The following is a 14,624-nucleotide window of genomic DNA, read 5'->3' on the forward strand; positions in this document are numbered from 1 at the left end:
TCACTCCGCAGCTTCCGCGTAATCGCTCACCGGCGGGCAGGAGCACACGAGGTTGCGGTCGCCGTAGACGTTGTCGACGCGGCCCACCGGGGACCAATATTTGTCGGTGCGCGAGACGCCGGCGGGAAAGCAACCCTCGGTGCGGGTGTAGGCGCGCTTCCAATCGTCGTCGGCGATGTCGTGCACGGTGTGCGGGGCGTGGCGCAGGGGCGAGGCCTCGATCTTGAAGCGGCCGGCCTCGACCTCTGCGATCTCCTTGCGGATCGCGATCATGGCGTCGCAGAAGCGATCGAGCTCCGCCTTGGATTCGGACTCGGTCGGCTCGATCATCAGCGTGCCCGGCACCGGGAAGCTCATGGTCGGGGCGTGGAAGCCGTAATCGATCAGGCGTTTTGCGATGTCGTCGACGGTGACGCCGCTGGTCGTCTTCAGTTGACGGGGATCGACGATGCACTCATGCGCGACGCGGCCTTTGGCGTTCTTGTAGAGTACCGGGAAGTGCGGATCGAGACGCGCTGCGATGTAATTGGCGTTGAGGATCGCGATCTCGGTGGCGCGCTTCAGGCCTTCGTCGCCCATCATCAGGATGTAGATGTAGGAGATGGTGAGGATCGAAGCCGACCCGAACGGCGCGGCCGAGGCCGGGCCGACCGGCGCTTCAGCATTCGTCATCGGATGACCCGGCAGGAACGGCGCGAGATGCGCCTTGACGCCGATCGGGCCCATGCCGGGGCCGCCGCCGCCATGCGGGATGCAGAAGGTCTTGTGCAGATTGAGATGGCTGACGTCCGCGCCGTAATCGCCGGGCCTCGAGAGGCCAACCTGCGCATTGAGGTTGGCGCCGTCCAGATACACCTGGCCGCCATGGCCGTGCACGATGTCGCAGATCTCGCGGATGTGCTCCTCGAACACGCCGTGGGTCGAGGGATAGGTGATCATGACCGCGGCGAGATTGTTCGCATGCTTCTCCGCCTTGGCGCGAAGATCATTGACGTCGACGTCGCCGTTCTTCTCGCAAGCGACCACCACGACGTCCATGCCGACCATCGCCGCCGAGGCCGGATTGGTGCCGTGGGCGGAGGAGGGGATCAGGCAGATCTTGCGATGGCTTTGTCCGCGCGCGGCATGATAGCCGCGGATCGCGAGCAGCCCGGCATATTCGCCCTGCGCGCCCGAGTTCGGCTGCAGCGAGATCGCGTCATAGCCGGTGATGTCGCACAGCCATTTTTCCAGCCGCGCGAACAGCGCGTGGTAGCCGGCCGCCTGCTCGCGCGGGACGAACGGATGCAGCGAGCCGAATTCCGGCCAGGTCAGCGGCATCATCTCGGTGGTCGCGTTCAGCTTCATGGTGCAGGATCCCAGCGGGATCATGGCGCGGTCGAGCGCGAGGTCGCGGTCGCTGAGCTTGCGCATATAGCGCAGCATCTCGGTCTCCGAGCGATGCGCGTGGAACACGGGGTGGGTCAGGAAAGCGGTGGTGCGCTTCAGATCGTCCGGCAGTGCCTCGCGCGTCTCGGCATCGATCTCGGCATAGGCGAGAGAGCCGCCGAAGGCGCGCCAGACCGCTTCGACCGTCGCAGGCGTCGTGGTCTCGTCGAGCGCGATGCGAAGCGCGGTATCACCGACACCGAGATTGATCTTCTCGCTTGCTGCCCGCGCGACGATCTCGGCGCGCTTGCCGCCGGCATCGACGCTCAGCGTGTCGAAGAAGCTGTCCGATTGCGGCGCGAAGCCGAGCTTGCGCAGGCCGCTCGCCAGTACCGCCGTGCGGCGATGCACGTTGCGCGCGATCTGCGTGAGGCCCTCGGGGCCGTGATAGACCGCATACATCGAAGCGATCACGGCGAGCAGCACCTGTGCGGTGCAGATGTTGGAGGTCGCCTTCTCGCGGCGGATGTGCTGCTCGCGGGTCTGCAGCGCAAGCCGGTAGGCCGGCGCCCCGCGGGAATCGACGGAGAGGCCGACGATGCGGCCGGGCAGCGAACGCTTCAGCGCATCGCGCACCGCCATATAGGCCGCGTGCGGCCCGCCATAGCCCATCGGCACGCCGAAGCGCTGGGCCGAGCCGATCGCGATGTCGGCGCCCAACTCGCCGGGCGAGGCCAGCAGCGTCAGCGCGAGGAGATCGGCGGCCAGAATCGCGAGCGCGCCCTTGGCCTTCAGCGCCGCGATCGCCGGCCTGAGGTCGCGCACCGCACCGGAAGAGCCGGGATATTGCAGCAGCGCGCCGAGCACGTCTGATTTGTCGAGGTCAGTGAGGGGATCGCCGACGACCAGAGTCCAGCCGAGCGGCTCGGCGCGGGTGCGCATCACCGCAAGCGTCTGCGGATGCACGTCCTTGTCGACGAAGAAGGCCTTCGCTTTCACCTGCGAGTGGCGCTCGGCCAGCGCCATGGCTTCGGCCGCGGCGGTGGCTTCATCGAGCAGCGAGGCGTTGGCGACGTCGAGCCCGGTGAGGTCGCAGATCATGGTCTGGAAGTTGAGCAGTGCCTCGAGCCGGCCCTGGCTGATCTCGGGCTGATAGGGCGTATAGGCGGTGTACCAGGCCGGGTTCTCCAGGATGTTGCGCTGGATCACTGCGGGCAGGATGGTGCCTGAATAGCCTTGGCCGATCAGCGAGGTGAAGACCTGGTTCTGGCCTGCGAGCTCGGCCATGTGCGCGATCGCCTCGGTCTCGCTGAGCGGCTTGCCGAGATCGAGCGGAGAGGCCTGCCGGATCGAGGCGGGGAGTGTCTCCGCCATCAGCGCGTCCACGCTTTTGGCGCTGACGGCCTCCAGCATCGCGGTGACGTCTCGCGCGGAGGGGCCGATGTGGCGGCGAACGAAGGAGGCGGTGTCGCCGTTGGATTTGCGGTGCGCGGTCATCATGGGTCCTCGCTAGATTTCGCTGTCATGCCCCGCGGAGGCGGGGCATCCAGTAAACGCAGGCAGTATTGCTAGAGCCGAGAAGCCGCAGCGTACTGGATCACCCGCCTTCGCGGGTGATGACACTGAGTATTGGGCGGCTACACTCGTCATCTCACGCCGTATGCGCCTTGTAGGCGGCTTCATCCATGAGGCCGCCGAGCTCGCTTCTGTCGGCCATCTTGATCTTGAAGAACCAGGCCTTGCCTTGCGCGTCCGAGTTCACCAGCGCCGGCTCGGCCACGAGCTCGGCATTGGTCTCGAGCACTTCGCCGGTCACGGGCGCGTAGACGTCGGAGGCCGCCTTGACGGATTCGACGACCGCGGCGGCTTCGGCCTTCTTCAGCGCGCGGCCGACCTTGGGCAGCTCGATGAACACGACGTCGCCGAGCTGCTGCTGGGCGTAATCGGTGATGCCGACCGTGGCGACGTCGCCGTCGATGGCGAGCCATTCATGGTCGGAAGTGTACAGCGTCGTGGTCATGTCTCGTCCTCAGCGTTTGTAGGTGTTTTTCACGAAGGGCATGGCGGCGACCGCGAGCGGCAGTCGCTGGCCACGCACCTCGGCGAAGAGTTTTGTGCCAAGCGCGCTCAGATTCGTGGGCACGTAGCCCATCGCAACCGGCGCATTCAGGCTCGGGCCGAAACCGCCCGAGGTGACTTGTCCGATCCGCTCGCCGCCCGCAGCGTCGGCAAACAGCAGCGCGCCCTCGCGCACCGGCGCGCGGCCTTCGGCGCGCAAGCCGACGCGGCGGCGTGATGCGCCGCCATCGAAATGAGCGAGGATCTTCGCAGCGCCCGGAAAGCCGCCGGCGCGTGCACCGCCGGTGCGGCGGCTTTTCTGTACCGACCATTCCAGCGCGGCCTCGACCGGCGTGGTCGTGGTGTCGATGTCGTGGCCGTACAGGCAGAGCCCGGCTTCCAGCCGCAGGCTGTCGCGGGCCCCGAGGCCGATCGGCAGCACGTCGGGATCTTCCAGCAGCATCTTTGCGAGGCGTTCGGCATCGCCTGATGGAACCGAGATCTCGAAGCCGTCCTCGCCGGTGTAGCCGGAGCGCGAGACGAAGCACTTGATGCCGGCGACCTCGTGCGGGCCGGCGTCCATGAATGTCATGGCGGGCGCCTCTGCACAGAATTTCGCCAGCACAGCTTCGGCCTTCGGGCCCTGCAGCGCGATCAGCGCGCGGTCGGCAAGCGGCTCGATCACGCAGGCGTCGGACAGGTTGGCGCGCAGGTGCGCCTCGTCCTCAGCCTTGCAGGCGGCGTTGACGACCAGGAACAGGTGATCGCCGAAATTGGCGACCATGAGGTCGTCGAGAATGCCGCCGTCGTCATTGGTGAACTGGGCGTAGCGCTGCCGCCCTGCGGCGATCGCCACGATATCCTGCGGCACCAGCCGCTCCAGCGCGCGGGCGGCGTCCTCCACATTGCCGGATTTCGGCCGGAGCGCGAGCTGGCCCATGTGGGAGACGTCGAACAGGCCCGCTTTGGTGCGGGTATGGACGTGCTCCTTCAAGACGCCCGCGGGGTACTGCACGGGCATGTCATAGCCCGCGAACGGCACCATCTTGCCCCCCAGGGACACATGGAGGTCGTAGAGGGGGGTGCGTTTCAGGGAGTCTTGGTCGTGCGCTAGCATCTTGAGGGCCCTCGGCGGTTCCCCGGAGAGGATTCCCCGATGGACACCAGTCGAAGCCCCATCTGTCGCTGTGCCTGAGAGTATTATCCCGTCGGCGGACGCTGTCCGGGTCTACACCCGTCGGCGCCTCTTTCCAGATGCTGTCAAAGCCACGCGGTCCTTTTGCCTGAGAGTTTCCGGGGCGGTTGCTCCTTCGGCGCCGGCTACCAGGTGCCGGTCTCTCCCGACGTGGCCGTACGATACAGATGGGTAGAGACCACAGCGGAGCCAAGCCTGTCAACGCGTCCGCGCGCCCTATCCAACGAGATTGCGCGCCTGCGGCAACCCTCTGATCTCCTTGCACAGTTTCTGGACAGCGAAGCTGGCCTTGTCTAAAAGCGCTTTGGCCCGCAGATATCAGCCTTAACGGTCCGGTTTGGACGGCAAAAAGCGGGCCCTAAAGCACGATGAGTCATCGCGCTTTAGCTCTTTGTTTGAGCATGATCTTTCCGGAAAACCGCTTCGCACTTTTCCGGATCATGCTCTAGCACACCCGATTGGATGAACATGAGCGGCGTCAACGAGATCAGGTCGACCTTTCTGAACTTCTTTGCCGAGAACGGCCACGAGATCGTGCCGTCCTCGCCGCTCGTGCCGCGCAACGACCCGACGTTGATGTTCACCAATGCCGGCATGGTGCAGTTCAAGAACGTCTTCACCGGCGTCGAGAAGCGGCCCTATCAGCGCGCCACCACCTCGCAGAAGTGTGTGCGCGCCGGCGGCAAGCACAACGACCTCGACAATGTCGGCTACACCGCGCGCCATCTCACCTTCTTCGAGATGCTCGGCAATTTCTCGTTCGGCGATTACTTCAAGGAGCGCGCGATCGAGCTCGCCTGGAAGCTGATCACGACCGAGTTCGGGCTGAAGAAGGACAAGCTGCTCGTCACCGTCTACCACACCGACGACGAGGCGGCAGGGCTGTGGAAGAAGATCGCCGGCTTCTCGGACGACCGCATCATCCGCATTCCGACCTCCGACAATTTCTGGGCGATGGGCGACACCGGGCCGTGCGGCCCTTGCTCGGAGATCTTCATCGACCGCGGTGAGCACATCTGGGGCGGTCCTCCCGGCTCGCCGGAAGAGGACGGCGACCGCTTCCTCGAATTCTGGAATCTCGTGTTCATGCAATACGAGCAGGTGACGAAGGAGGAGCGCGTTAATCTGCCGCGTCCCTCGATCGACACCGGCATGGGCCTGGAGCGCATGGCCTGCATCCTCCAGGGCGTCGAGACCGTGTTCGAGACCGACCTGTTCAAGAACCTGATCGATGCGGCCGCATCCGCGCTCGGCGCCGGGCCGAACCAGCGCACCGCGGCTTCGTTCCGCGTCATTGCCGACCATTTGCGCTCCTCGGCCTTCCTGGTCGCCGACGGCGTGCTGCCCTCCAACGAGGGCCGTGGCTATGTGCTGCGCCGGATCATGCGCCGCGCGATGCGCCATGCGCAGCTCCTGGGCGCCAAGGAGCCCTTGATGCATCGGCTGGTCTGGGCGTTGGTGCGCGAGATGGGCCAGGCCTATCCTGATCTGGTCCGCGCGGAAAAGCTGATCGAGGAAACGCTGCGGCTGGAAGAGACCCGCTTCCGCAAGACTCTTTCGCGCGGCTTGGCGATCCTGGACGAGAAGAGCGCCGGTCTGAAGAAAGGCGACATGTTCGACGGCGACGTCGCCTTCACGCTGTACGACACCTACGGCTTCCCGCTCGACCTGACCCAGGACGCGCTGAAGTTGCGCGGCATCGGCGTCGACCAGGCGGCGTTCACCGACGCGATGGAGCGCCAGAAGGCCAAGGCGCGCGAGTCTTGGAAGGGCTCGGGTGAGGCGGCCTCCGAGGCGATCTGGTTCCCGCTGCGCGAGAAGCTCGGCGCCACCGAATTCCTGGGCTACGAGACCGAGAGCGCCGAAGGCGTGGTCTCGGCGCTGGTCAAGGACGGCGCCGAGGTCGCGAGCCTCAAGGCCGGCGAGACGGGCGCGATCGTGCTGAACCAGACGCCGTTCTATGCGGAGTCCGGCGGCCAGGTCGGCGACACCGGCGTGTTCTCGGGCGAGGGCGGCATCAAGGTCCGCGTCACCGATACGCAGAAGAAGCTCGGCGACCTCTTCGTCCATATCGGCACGGTCGAGAGTGGCGAAGTGAAGCTCGGCACCGCGCTGCAGCTCGAGGTCGATCATTCCAGGCGCTCGACCATCCGCGCCCATCACTCGGCGACCCACATCATCCATGAGGCGCTGCGCCAGGTGCTCGGCGATCACATTGCCCAGCGCGGCTCGATGGTCGCGCCGGATCGGCTGCGCTTCGACTTCGTGCATCCGAAGCCGATCACTCCGGAAGAGCTCGCGCGGGTCGAGGACATCGCCAACGACGTGGTGCTGGAGAACGACGAGGTCACCACGCGCGTCATGGGCGTCGACGAGGCCCGCGAGGCCGGGGCGCGCGCGCTGTTCGGCGAGAAATATGGCGACGAGGTCCGCGTCGTCTCGATGGGCAGGACCGCGCGCGAGCGCGGCGCGAACGCGCTCGGCTGGTCGGTCGAGCTCTGCGGCGGCACGCATGTGAAGCGCACCGGCGATATCGGCCTGATCACGGTCACGAGCGAGAGCGCGGTCGCGTCGGGCGTGCGCCGGATCGAGGCGCTGACGGGCAACTACGCGCGAAAGCATGCCAACGACACCATGGCGCTGGCGAAGGTTGCGGCGAACGAGCTGCGCACCTCGCTCGACGACGTGCCGGCGCGCATCTCGGCGCTGATGGAGGAGCGCAAGAAGCTCGAGCGCGAGCTCTCCGATGCCCGCAAGAAGCTGGCGATGGGCGGCGGCGCTGCCGCCGGCAATAATGGCGCAGCGTCGGGCGTGCGCGAGGCCGGCGGCGTCAAGCTGATGGCGCGTGCGGTCGAAGGCATCGAGATGAAGGATCTCAAGAGTCTCGCCGACGACGGCAAGAAGCAGATTGGCTCGGGCGTCGTCGCCATCGTCGGCGTCACCGGGGACGGCAAGGCCGGAATTGTGGTCGGCGTCACACAGGACCTCACCGCGCGCTTCAATGCCGTGAATCTCGTGCGTATCGCCTCCGAGGCGCTCGGCGGCAAGGGCGGCGGCGGCCGGCCCGACATGGCCCAGGCCGGCGGCCCCGATGGCGCCAAGGCGTCCGAGGCCCTGAGCGCGATCGAAAAAGCGATGGCGGGCGCTTAAGGCGCGCGTCGCGGCTTCAATGGCAACGGCGTGGCGCCTTTCCGCGCCGTTCGGCCCGGAAAGCGGTCAGCCCTTCTTCAGGAAGACGTAGTCAGCCGAGTAGGGCACGCTCCTGAATTCGCCGGCCTTGTCGCAGACACCGTCGAGCTTGCCGCCACTTGTGTTGATGCGCTGGACCGTGGCGACTGATGTGAGCACGCCGTTGCCGCGGTGGGCCGTGACTTCCAGCTTCAGCCAGGGAATATCGGCGGCCAACGCGCCTGGCGCGTTGCCGACGGCCTTGCCGACCACGGCGCTGCCGTCGGCATGCTCCCAGTTCGGGCCGGCATAGTGGCGGCCGATCGTCTTGCCGTCTGAAAGCAGCGTTGCGATCGGCTCGCGGAAGGCCCAGGCGAGCTTGCCCTCGGTGCCCGCCTTGCACTCATAGACCTGCGCGCCCTCGGCGTGGACGCTGAGCACGACGCTCTCGCCCGGTGCGGCGATGGCGTCGGGGAGCGGGTCGGCGGCCGCAGCCGGTCCGGCGAGCAGCAACAGGCACGGCACGGCAAGCTTGATCGACATGGTCGCATCTCCGCGAAAGCTCACAAAAAGAAACGGGCCGCGCTGGTCGCGCGGCCCGTGATGATGTCTGGCCCGGTCGGGCGAAAGTGCGGCCGGTTTTACGCCGCCAGCTCTTTCGTGAGGTTCTCTGCGACCTTGTCGAGGAAGCCGGTGGTCGAGAGCCAGCGCTGGTCGGCGCCGACCAAGAGCGCGAGGTCCTTGGTCATGTAGCCAGCCTCGACGGTGTCGACGCAGACCTTCTCCAGCGTGGCCGCGAACTTGGCGAGCTCGGGGTTGTTGTCGAGCTTGGCGCGGTGCGACAGGCCTCTCGTCCAGGCGAAGATCGAGGCGATCGAGTTGGTCGAGGTCTCCTTGCCCTTCTGGTGCTCGCGGTAATGGCGGGTCACCGTGCCGTGGGCAGCTTCCGCCTCGACGGTCTTGCCGTCGGGGGTGAGCAGCACCGAGGTCATCAGGCCGAGCGAGCCGTAGCCCTGCGCGACCGTGTCGGACTGCACGTCGCCGTCGTAGTTCTTACAGGCCCAGACATAGCCGCCTGACCATTTCAGCGCCGAGGCCACCATGTCGTCGATCAGGCGGTGCTCGTAGGTCAGGCCCTTGGCGTCGAACTCCTTCTTGAACTCGCGGTCGAAGATGTCCTGGAAGATGTCCTTGAAGCGCCCGTCATAGACCTTGAGGATCGTGTTCTTGGTCGACAGGTACACCGGGTAATTGCGCAGCAGGCCGTAATTGAAGGAAGCGCGGGCGAAGTCGATGATGGAATCGTCGAGATTGTACATCTCCATCGCGACGCCGGCGCCGGGCGCCTTAAACACTTCCTTCTCGATCACGGTGCCGTCCTCGCCGACGAACTTCAGCGAGAGGGTGCCCTTGCCCGGGAACTTGATGTCGGTGGCGCGGTACTGGTCACCATAGGCGTGACGGCCGATGATGATCGGCTTGGTCCAGCCCGGAACCAGGCGCGGCACGTTCTTGCAGATGATCGGCTCGCGGAAGATCACGCCGCCGAGGATGTTGCGGATGGTGCCGTTCGGCGACTTCCACATCTGCTTGAGATTGAACTCCTTCACCCGGGCTTCATCGGGGGTGATGGTGGCGCATTTGACGCCGACGCCGACCTTCTTGATCGCCTCGGCCGCGTCGATCGTCACCTGATCGTTGGTGTGGTCGCGGTATTCCATGCCCAGGTCGAAATAGAGCAGCTCGACATCCAGGAACGGGTTGATCAGCTTGTCCTTGATGTACTGCCAGATGATCCGGGTCATCTCGTCGCCATCGAGCTCGACGACGGGATTGGATACCTTGATTTTTGCCATGGCGGATGGGGCCTTACTTTGAGGGTGTCGTAGGGAACAGCGCGTCCCGGTCAGGCCCTATAGCACCGCGGTGAAGAGGGTGGAAGGCGAATGGGCCGGAGGAATTGACTGGCCTTTATGCAAGGCAGAACCGTCGCTCCAGCCACGAACGCGTCTTGCCCTGGGGCATTGCCCGGACCACCCGGGCGGCCCCGTCAGGGCTTTTGCCCTGCTGGCGCTCGGCGACATGGAGGTACAGTCGGGCGGCACGCCAGCTCCGGTCGGGATGACAGAGTGCCAGGATCCTGGTCCAGACCGGCTTGGCCCAGTGGGCGTCGACCGCGAAACAGGCGGTCCACAGCGTCTCCAGCGCATAAGCCTGCGACGCTGCGGGAGTGACCTGGCCTGCGAGCGCCAGACATCGGGGCAACTCGCGTTCGACGAAATCGCGAAAGCCGCGCGCCATCGCCACGCTCAGCGGCCACGACATCACGGCGACCGTGCCATAGGCATCGTGACAGGCGAGAGCCTCGCGCGCCGCCTCCTCGAGAATCGACAAAGCGAGCTTCGGGTCGGCATGCTCGGCGACCGACGCCAGCGCCTGGACGCGATACCAGGCATCTGGGCAGCCGCGCGCTGCCTGGAGCGCCGCCGGAACGTTCGTGGCAGCAAGCTGGTGCGCACGGTGGCGTCCCATAACCGAGGCGCGCGAGGGTGAGGGAGAGCGAGAGCGGGACATTGGCGGCGCTGCGGACATCACGCGCTTGCGTCGCTACAAGCCGCGATCGGGTTCAAGGCAGCTCCGGAGCTGCGCGAAAAGTGGAATTTAACCTCATTATTTTGCTTGAGAATTCTGACAGGACAGGCAAACGCAAGGACACAGAAACGGGCCGGCTCACGGCCCCCTCTCAATCCATTCCTGAACAGCCGGCTCGAGAAAGTTGGTTGGCTAGGCCTTGAGAACCAGCGCGAAAGTGAAACGACATGTCGGGGACTGACAAGAGCAAGGCCGGCCTTTCCCTCGACGGTCCCATCGTGATCCTGGTCGAGCCGCAGCTCGGCGAGAACATCGGCATGGCCGCGCGCGCCATGGGCAATTTTGCCCTGAGCCGATTGCGCATCGTCAACCCGCGCGACGGCTGGCCAAACATCGCCGCCCAGCGAGCGGCCGCCGGCGCGGACCATATCCTGGAGAAGGCGCAGCTGTTCGACACGGTCGAGCAGGCGGTTGCCGATCTCGACCTCCTGTTCGCCACCACCGCACGCCCCCACGACCAAGCCAAGCCCGTGGTCGGGCCGGAGGCCGCAGCGGCCGAGATCGCGGGTCACGTCGCGACCGGCGGCAGGGCCGGCATCCTGTTCGGCCGCGAGCGCTGGGGGCTGACCAACGAGGAGGTCGGGCTCTGCAACCGCATCATCACCTTCCCGGTCAATCCGGGCTTTGCCTCGCTCAACCTCGCCCAGGCCGTGCTCTTGGTCGGCTATGAATGGTTCAAGCGTGCGACGTCGGGCGCGCTGCCGCACGCCATGCCTGAAAGATCCGAGCGCGCCTCGCAGCACCAGATGCAGGCCTTCTTCGACAACCTCGTGCGCGAGCTCGACAAGGTCGAGTTCCTGCGTCCGGCCGAGAAGCGCGACACCATGCTGGTGAACCTGCGCAACATCTTCACCCGGATGGAGCCGACCAAGCAGGACATGCACACCCTGCACGGCGTGATCATGGCAATCGCCGAGGGGCGCAAGGGGCCGGCCAAGGGCGGCGTGCTCGACGGCGAGCAGGCCACGCGCCTGCGCGCGCTGCTGGCCGAGCACGGGCAGGGCGGCGGTGTCCCCGACAGCGGCTCGACCGTGCGGGGCCTTGCTCGCCTGCTCCGCCGCAACCCGACCGACGCCGAACGCCTGCTCTGGCAGGCGCTGACGCGTGATCGCCGCTTCGCAGGTGGGTTCAAGCGCCAGACCCCGGTCGGGCGGCACATCCCGGATTTCGTCTCCTTCCCGCACCGGATCGCGATCGAGCTGGTGAACCCGGGCGAGGGCGAGGCGATCGCGGCAGATCGCGCGGCGCGGCGGACGTGGCTGGAAGCGCGCGACTATCGGGTGCTCGACATTCGGGCAGTGGATGTGGAGCGCGATCTCGAGGCGGAGCTGGTGCGGCTGCAGGGGATGGTGGAGCAGAGCGCGTAGGTGCCGTAGGGTGGGCAAAGGGAAGCGTGCCCACCACATCAATCAACGAAGCTGAGACAGAATGGTGGGCACGGCGCTTTGCGCCTTTGCCCACCCTACGAAATCTTCGTAGCCCGGATGAAGCGGAGCGTAATCCGGGACGGTGTCCCCGCATTCCGCTTCGCTGCATGCGGGCTACGAGACCGGCGCGATCACACCGCCTCCAGCTGATCCGCCGCGCGCTTCTTCTTCGCCTTGGCCTGGCCGAGCAGGGGACCTGCCGTAAGCGCCGCGGTATCCGCGACGCCCGGGTCGCGCGAGATCATCGCGGCGACGATGGCGCCGTCGATGATGAGGCCGAGCTGGTGCGCCAGCACTGCTGGCTCGGCTGAGCCGAGCTCGCCGGCGAGTTTCTCGATGTGGCCGAGCACGATCTTCTTGTGCTTCAGCGCGATGTTGCGGAATTGCTTGGCGTCCTTGTCGTGCTCGCCGACGGCGTTGATGAAGGGGCAGCCGTAGAAGCGCTCTTCGGCGAACCAGCTCTTCAGCGCAGGGAAGATGCGCGTGAGTTTCGCCTGCGCATCGCCGCCGCCTTGCTCCATGGCGCCGATGAACCATTCGCGCCATTGCTTGCCTTCGCTCTCCAGCACCGCGTTGACGAGGTTGGTCTTGGAGCCGAACAATTTGTAGAGCGTGGTCTTGGCGGTGCCGGCTTCCTCGATGATCGCATCGATGCCGGTGGCGTTGATGCCGTTCTTGCAGAACAGATGCGTCGCCGCGTTGAGAAGGCGACCGCGTGCGGATTCGTCGTCGCCAGCAGCGGCGTGGGGCGAATTCTTCTTCGATGACGTCTTTGCCATGGACTCAAACTTACCCGCAGCCGTGCCGCATCAGCAAGCCGCATCTGTTTCGCGCTGAAAAGATTCGCAAAGCCTGGCCGCTCTGCATCGCGTTTGAGCAAGGACCGGCTGTTCAATCCGCAGGCATGAAGGCTTAAGCGGCTCCAAAGCCTCGGCTTTTGTTTTTCGCGGGCTCTGGCACGCTCCATGCAAGGAAACAGACCGTTCGGTATCCTGCCGATTTCCACTTCTGCCAGGGAGAAGATTGATGACTGCCGTCGTTCAGAAGACAGTGCTGACGGGGTGCCTCGCGCCCATCGACAAGAACGGGCTCGAGCAACTGATTGCCAACGGCAAGGCAAACCCGAAGGTCATCAAGACCTTGAAGTGCAAGACGGTCGCGGAGGGCAAATTCCGCCACGCCAACTATATCCGCAACCTGCCGCCCTACATCGTCGACGAGCCGCCGGGGCTTTTGGGTGACGACACCGCGCCCAATCCGTCGGAGGCCTCGCTGGCCGCGCTCGGCTCGTGCCTTGCCGTCGGCCTGCATGCCAACGCCGTGCATCGCGGCTGGATCGTCAACAAGCTCGAGCTGGAGCTGGAAGGGGATCTCAACATCACCGCGGTCTGGGGCACCGGCGACACCTCCGACAAGCCGGTCGGCTTCACCGATGTCCGCGTCAAGGTCGACATGGAATGCGAGGGCATCTCGCCGGACGAGATCAATGCGCTGGTGGCCCATGTGAAGAAATGGTCGCCGGTCGCCAACACCTTCACCCGGCCGGTCAATCTCGAGGTCGGCATCTAGCAGGCGGCAATCAGGACAGGGGGCGGGAGACGATCATGGGTTCACTGGCTTTATCGCGGGCCGACGTTCTGGATCAGCCCGCACCGTCGATTGCGGACGAGGTGGCGCGGATCGCGCGCCAAGAACTCGCGCCGCTGGCCGCCGGCATCGACGACGGTTCGGTCTATCCGGCCGAGGTGCTGCGCAAGTTCGGCGCGGTCGGGGCGTGGGGCAGTCATGTACCGCACGAAGGCCCCGCCGATCTGCGCTGCGCGATCCAGGCGATGGCGGCGATCGGCGAGGTCTGCGGTGCGACGGCCTTCATGGCCTGGTGCCAGAACACGCTGGTCTGGTACGCGGCGAATTCCACCAATGTGAAGCTCGCAAAGCGCTTCGGCGATGCCTTCTCGACCGGTCACGTGCTCGGCGGCACCGGGCTCTCCAATCCCATGAAGAGCTTTTTCGGCATCGAGAAGCTCAAGCTGAAGGGCCGCAAGGTCGAGGGCGGCTACATCGTGCGCGGTGCGTTGCCCTGGGTCTCCAACCTCGGGCCTGATCACTACTTCGGCACCATCTTCGAACGCGAGGATGTTGCGGGCATCGCAAGTGGCGAGCACGGCACTGTCATGTTCCTGGCCGATTGCTCCGACCCCGCGATCACGCTGACGCCGTGCAAGCCGTTCCTCGCGATGGACGGCACCGGCACCTATGGCGTGCAGTTCCGCGACGCTTTCGTGCCCGATGAGCTGATCCTGGCCGATCCCGCCGCGCCCTTCGTCAAGAAGATCCGCGCCGGCTTCATCTTGCTGCAGGCCGGCATGGCGCTGGGGGTGATCAAGGATTGCATCAACATCATGGACGAGGTCGACAATCCCCTCGGCCATATCAACCGCTATTTGCCGCAGCAGCCGGTGCATTTCCGCGAGCTCGCCGCCGAGCTCGAGGCCGAGGCCATGGCGCTGGCGCGCGATCCCTACAACGAGGAGGAGACCTATTGGCGCAAGGTGATTGCGCTGCGGCTGCGCGCCGGCGAAGCCAGTGTCGCGGCGGCGCATGCGGCGATGCTGCATTGTGGTGCCCGCGGCTATCTCAAAAGCCACCGGGCGCAGCGGCGCCTGCGCGAGGCCTATTTCGTCGCGATCGTCACGCCGGCCACCAAGCAGCTGCGCAAGATGCTCGCCGATTTCTGAGTTCTACGAGTCCACCCC

11 protein-coding genes and 1 riboswitch are annotated in these 14,624 nt (G+C 65.7%); of the genes, 4 read left to right on the forward strand and 7 right to left on the reverse strand.

The window, feature by feature from the left end; translation table 11 throughout:
• From gcvP to gcvT, 3 genes are all read right to left on the reverse strand, one after another.
• Entirely contained in the window at window positions 1–2,865 is a 2,865-nt protein-coding gene (gcvP, locus tag ABIA40_RS06040) for an aminomethyl-transferring glycine dehydrogenase (protein WP_404546175.1), read from the reverse strand.
• A gap of 154 nt (window positions 2,866–3,019) precedes the next feature.
• The gene (gcvH, locus tag ABIA40_RS06045) at window positions 3,020–3,388 is read right to left on the reverse strand and encodes a glycine cleavage system protein GcvH (RefSeq protein WP_404539842.1); all 369 of its coding nucleotides are present in this window, start codon (window positions 3,386–3,388) and stop codon (window positions 3,020–3,022) included.
• Between the two features lie 9 nt (window positions 3,389–3,397).
• Entirely contained in the window at window positions 3,398–4,543 is a 1,146-nt protein-coding gene (gene gcvT, locus ABIA40_RS06050) for a glycine cleavage system aminomethyltransferase GcvT (protein WP_404539845.1), read from the reverse strand.
• 145 nt (window positions 4,544–4,688) lie between these two features.
• Window positions 4,689–4,779, reverse strand: a riboswitch (glycine riboswitch).
• A 310-nt stretch (window positions 4,780–5,089) separates the two neighbouring features.
• Between gcvT and alaS the strand changes: the two genes are divergently transcribed.
• Window positions 5,090–7,771 carry an alanine--tRNA ligase gene (gene alaS / locus ABIA40_RS06055; RefSeq protein ID WP_404539848.1) on the forward strand — a complete coding sequence of 894 codons (2,682 nt, stop codon included), beginning with the start codon at window positions 5,090–5,092 and terminating at the stop codon, window positions 7,769–7,771.
• Between the two features lie 66 nt (window positions 7,772–7,837).
• Here alaS and ABIA40_RS06060 read toward each other — a convergent pair whose 3' ends face one another.
• The 3 genes from ABIA40_RS06060 to ABIA40_RS06070 all read right to left on the reverse strand — a co-directional run bounded on the left by ABIA40_RS06060 (window position 7,838) and on the right by ABIA40_RS06070 (window position 10,321).
• Window positions 7,838–8,332, reverse strand: a complete 495-nt coding sequence (locus ABIA40_RS06060) for a DUF3455 domain-containing protein (protein WP_404539851.1) — start codon at window positions 8,330–8,332, stop codon at window positions 7,838–7,840.
• A gap of 98 nt (window positions 8,333–8,430) precedes the next feature.
• Entirely contained in the window at window positions 8,431–9,645 is a 1,215-nt protein-coding gene (locus tag ABIA40_RS06065) for an NADP-dependent isocitrate dehydrogenase (protein ID WP_036043844.1), read from the reverse strand.
• Between the two features lie 115 nt (window positions 9,646–9,760).
• Window positions 9,761–10,321, reverse strand: coding sequence for a hypothetical protein (locus tag ABIA40_RS06070; protein ID WP_271544996.1), 561 nt, complete (start codon window positions 10,319–10,321; stop codon window positions 9,761–9,763).
• A 287-nt stretch (window positions 10,322–10,608) separates the two neighbouring features.
• On the opposite strand from ABIA40_RS06070, the gene ABIA40_RS06075 reads away from it, so the two are divergent.
• Window positions 10,609–11,808: a TrmJ/YjtD family RNA methyltransferase gene (locus ABIA40_RS06075; protein WP_404539855.1), complete on the forward strand. Its 1,200-nt coding sequence runs from the start codon at window positions 10,609–10,611 to the stop codon at window positions 11,806–11,808.
• A gap of 191 nt (window positions 11,809–11,999) precedes the next feature.
• Here the strand turns inward: ABIA40_RS06075 and ABIA40_RS06080 are convergent, their stop codons facing one another.
• A complete protein-coding gene (locus ABIA40_RS06080; protein ID WP_271544983.1) occupies window positions 12,000–12,647 on the reverse strand; it encodes a TetR/AcrR family transcriptional regulator in 648 nt (215 codons plus the stop codon).
• Window positions 12,648–12,894: 247 nt separating this feature from the next.
• Between ABIA40_RS06080 and ABIA40_RS06085 the strand changes: the two genes are divergently transcribed.
• Entirely contained in the window at window positions 12,895–13,437 is a 543-nt protein-coding gene (locus ABIA40_RS06085; RefSeq protein ID WP_027576569.1) for an OsmC family protein, read from the forward strand.
• A gap of 35 nt (window positions 13,438–13,472) precedes the next feature.
• Entirely contained in the window at window positions 13,473–14,606 is a 1,134-nt protein-coding gene (locus ABIA40_RS06090; protein ID WP_404539859.1) for an acyl-CoA dehydrogenase family protein, read from the forward strand.
• Window positions 14,607–14,624 lie beyond the last annotated feature (18 nt).

The sequence above is a fragment of the Bradyrhizobium sp. USDA 223 genome, from assembly GCF_044909005.1.
GTDB lineage: Bacteria > Pseudomonadota > Alphaproteobacteria > Rhizobiales > Xanthobacteraceae > Bradyrhizobium > Bradyrhizobium yuanmingense.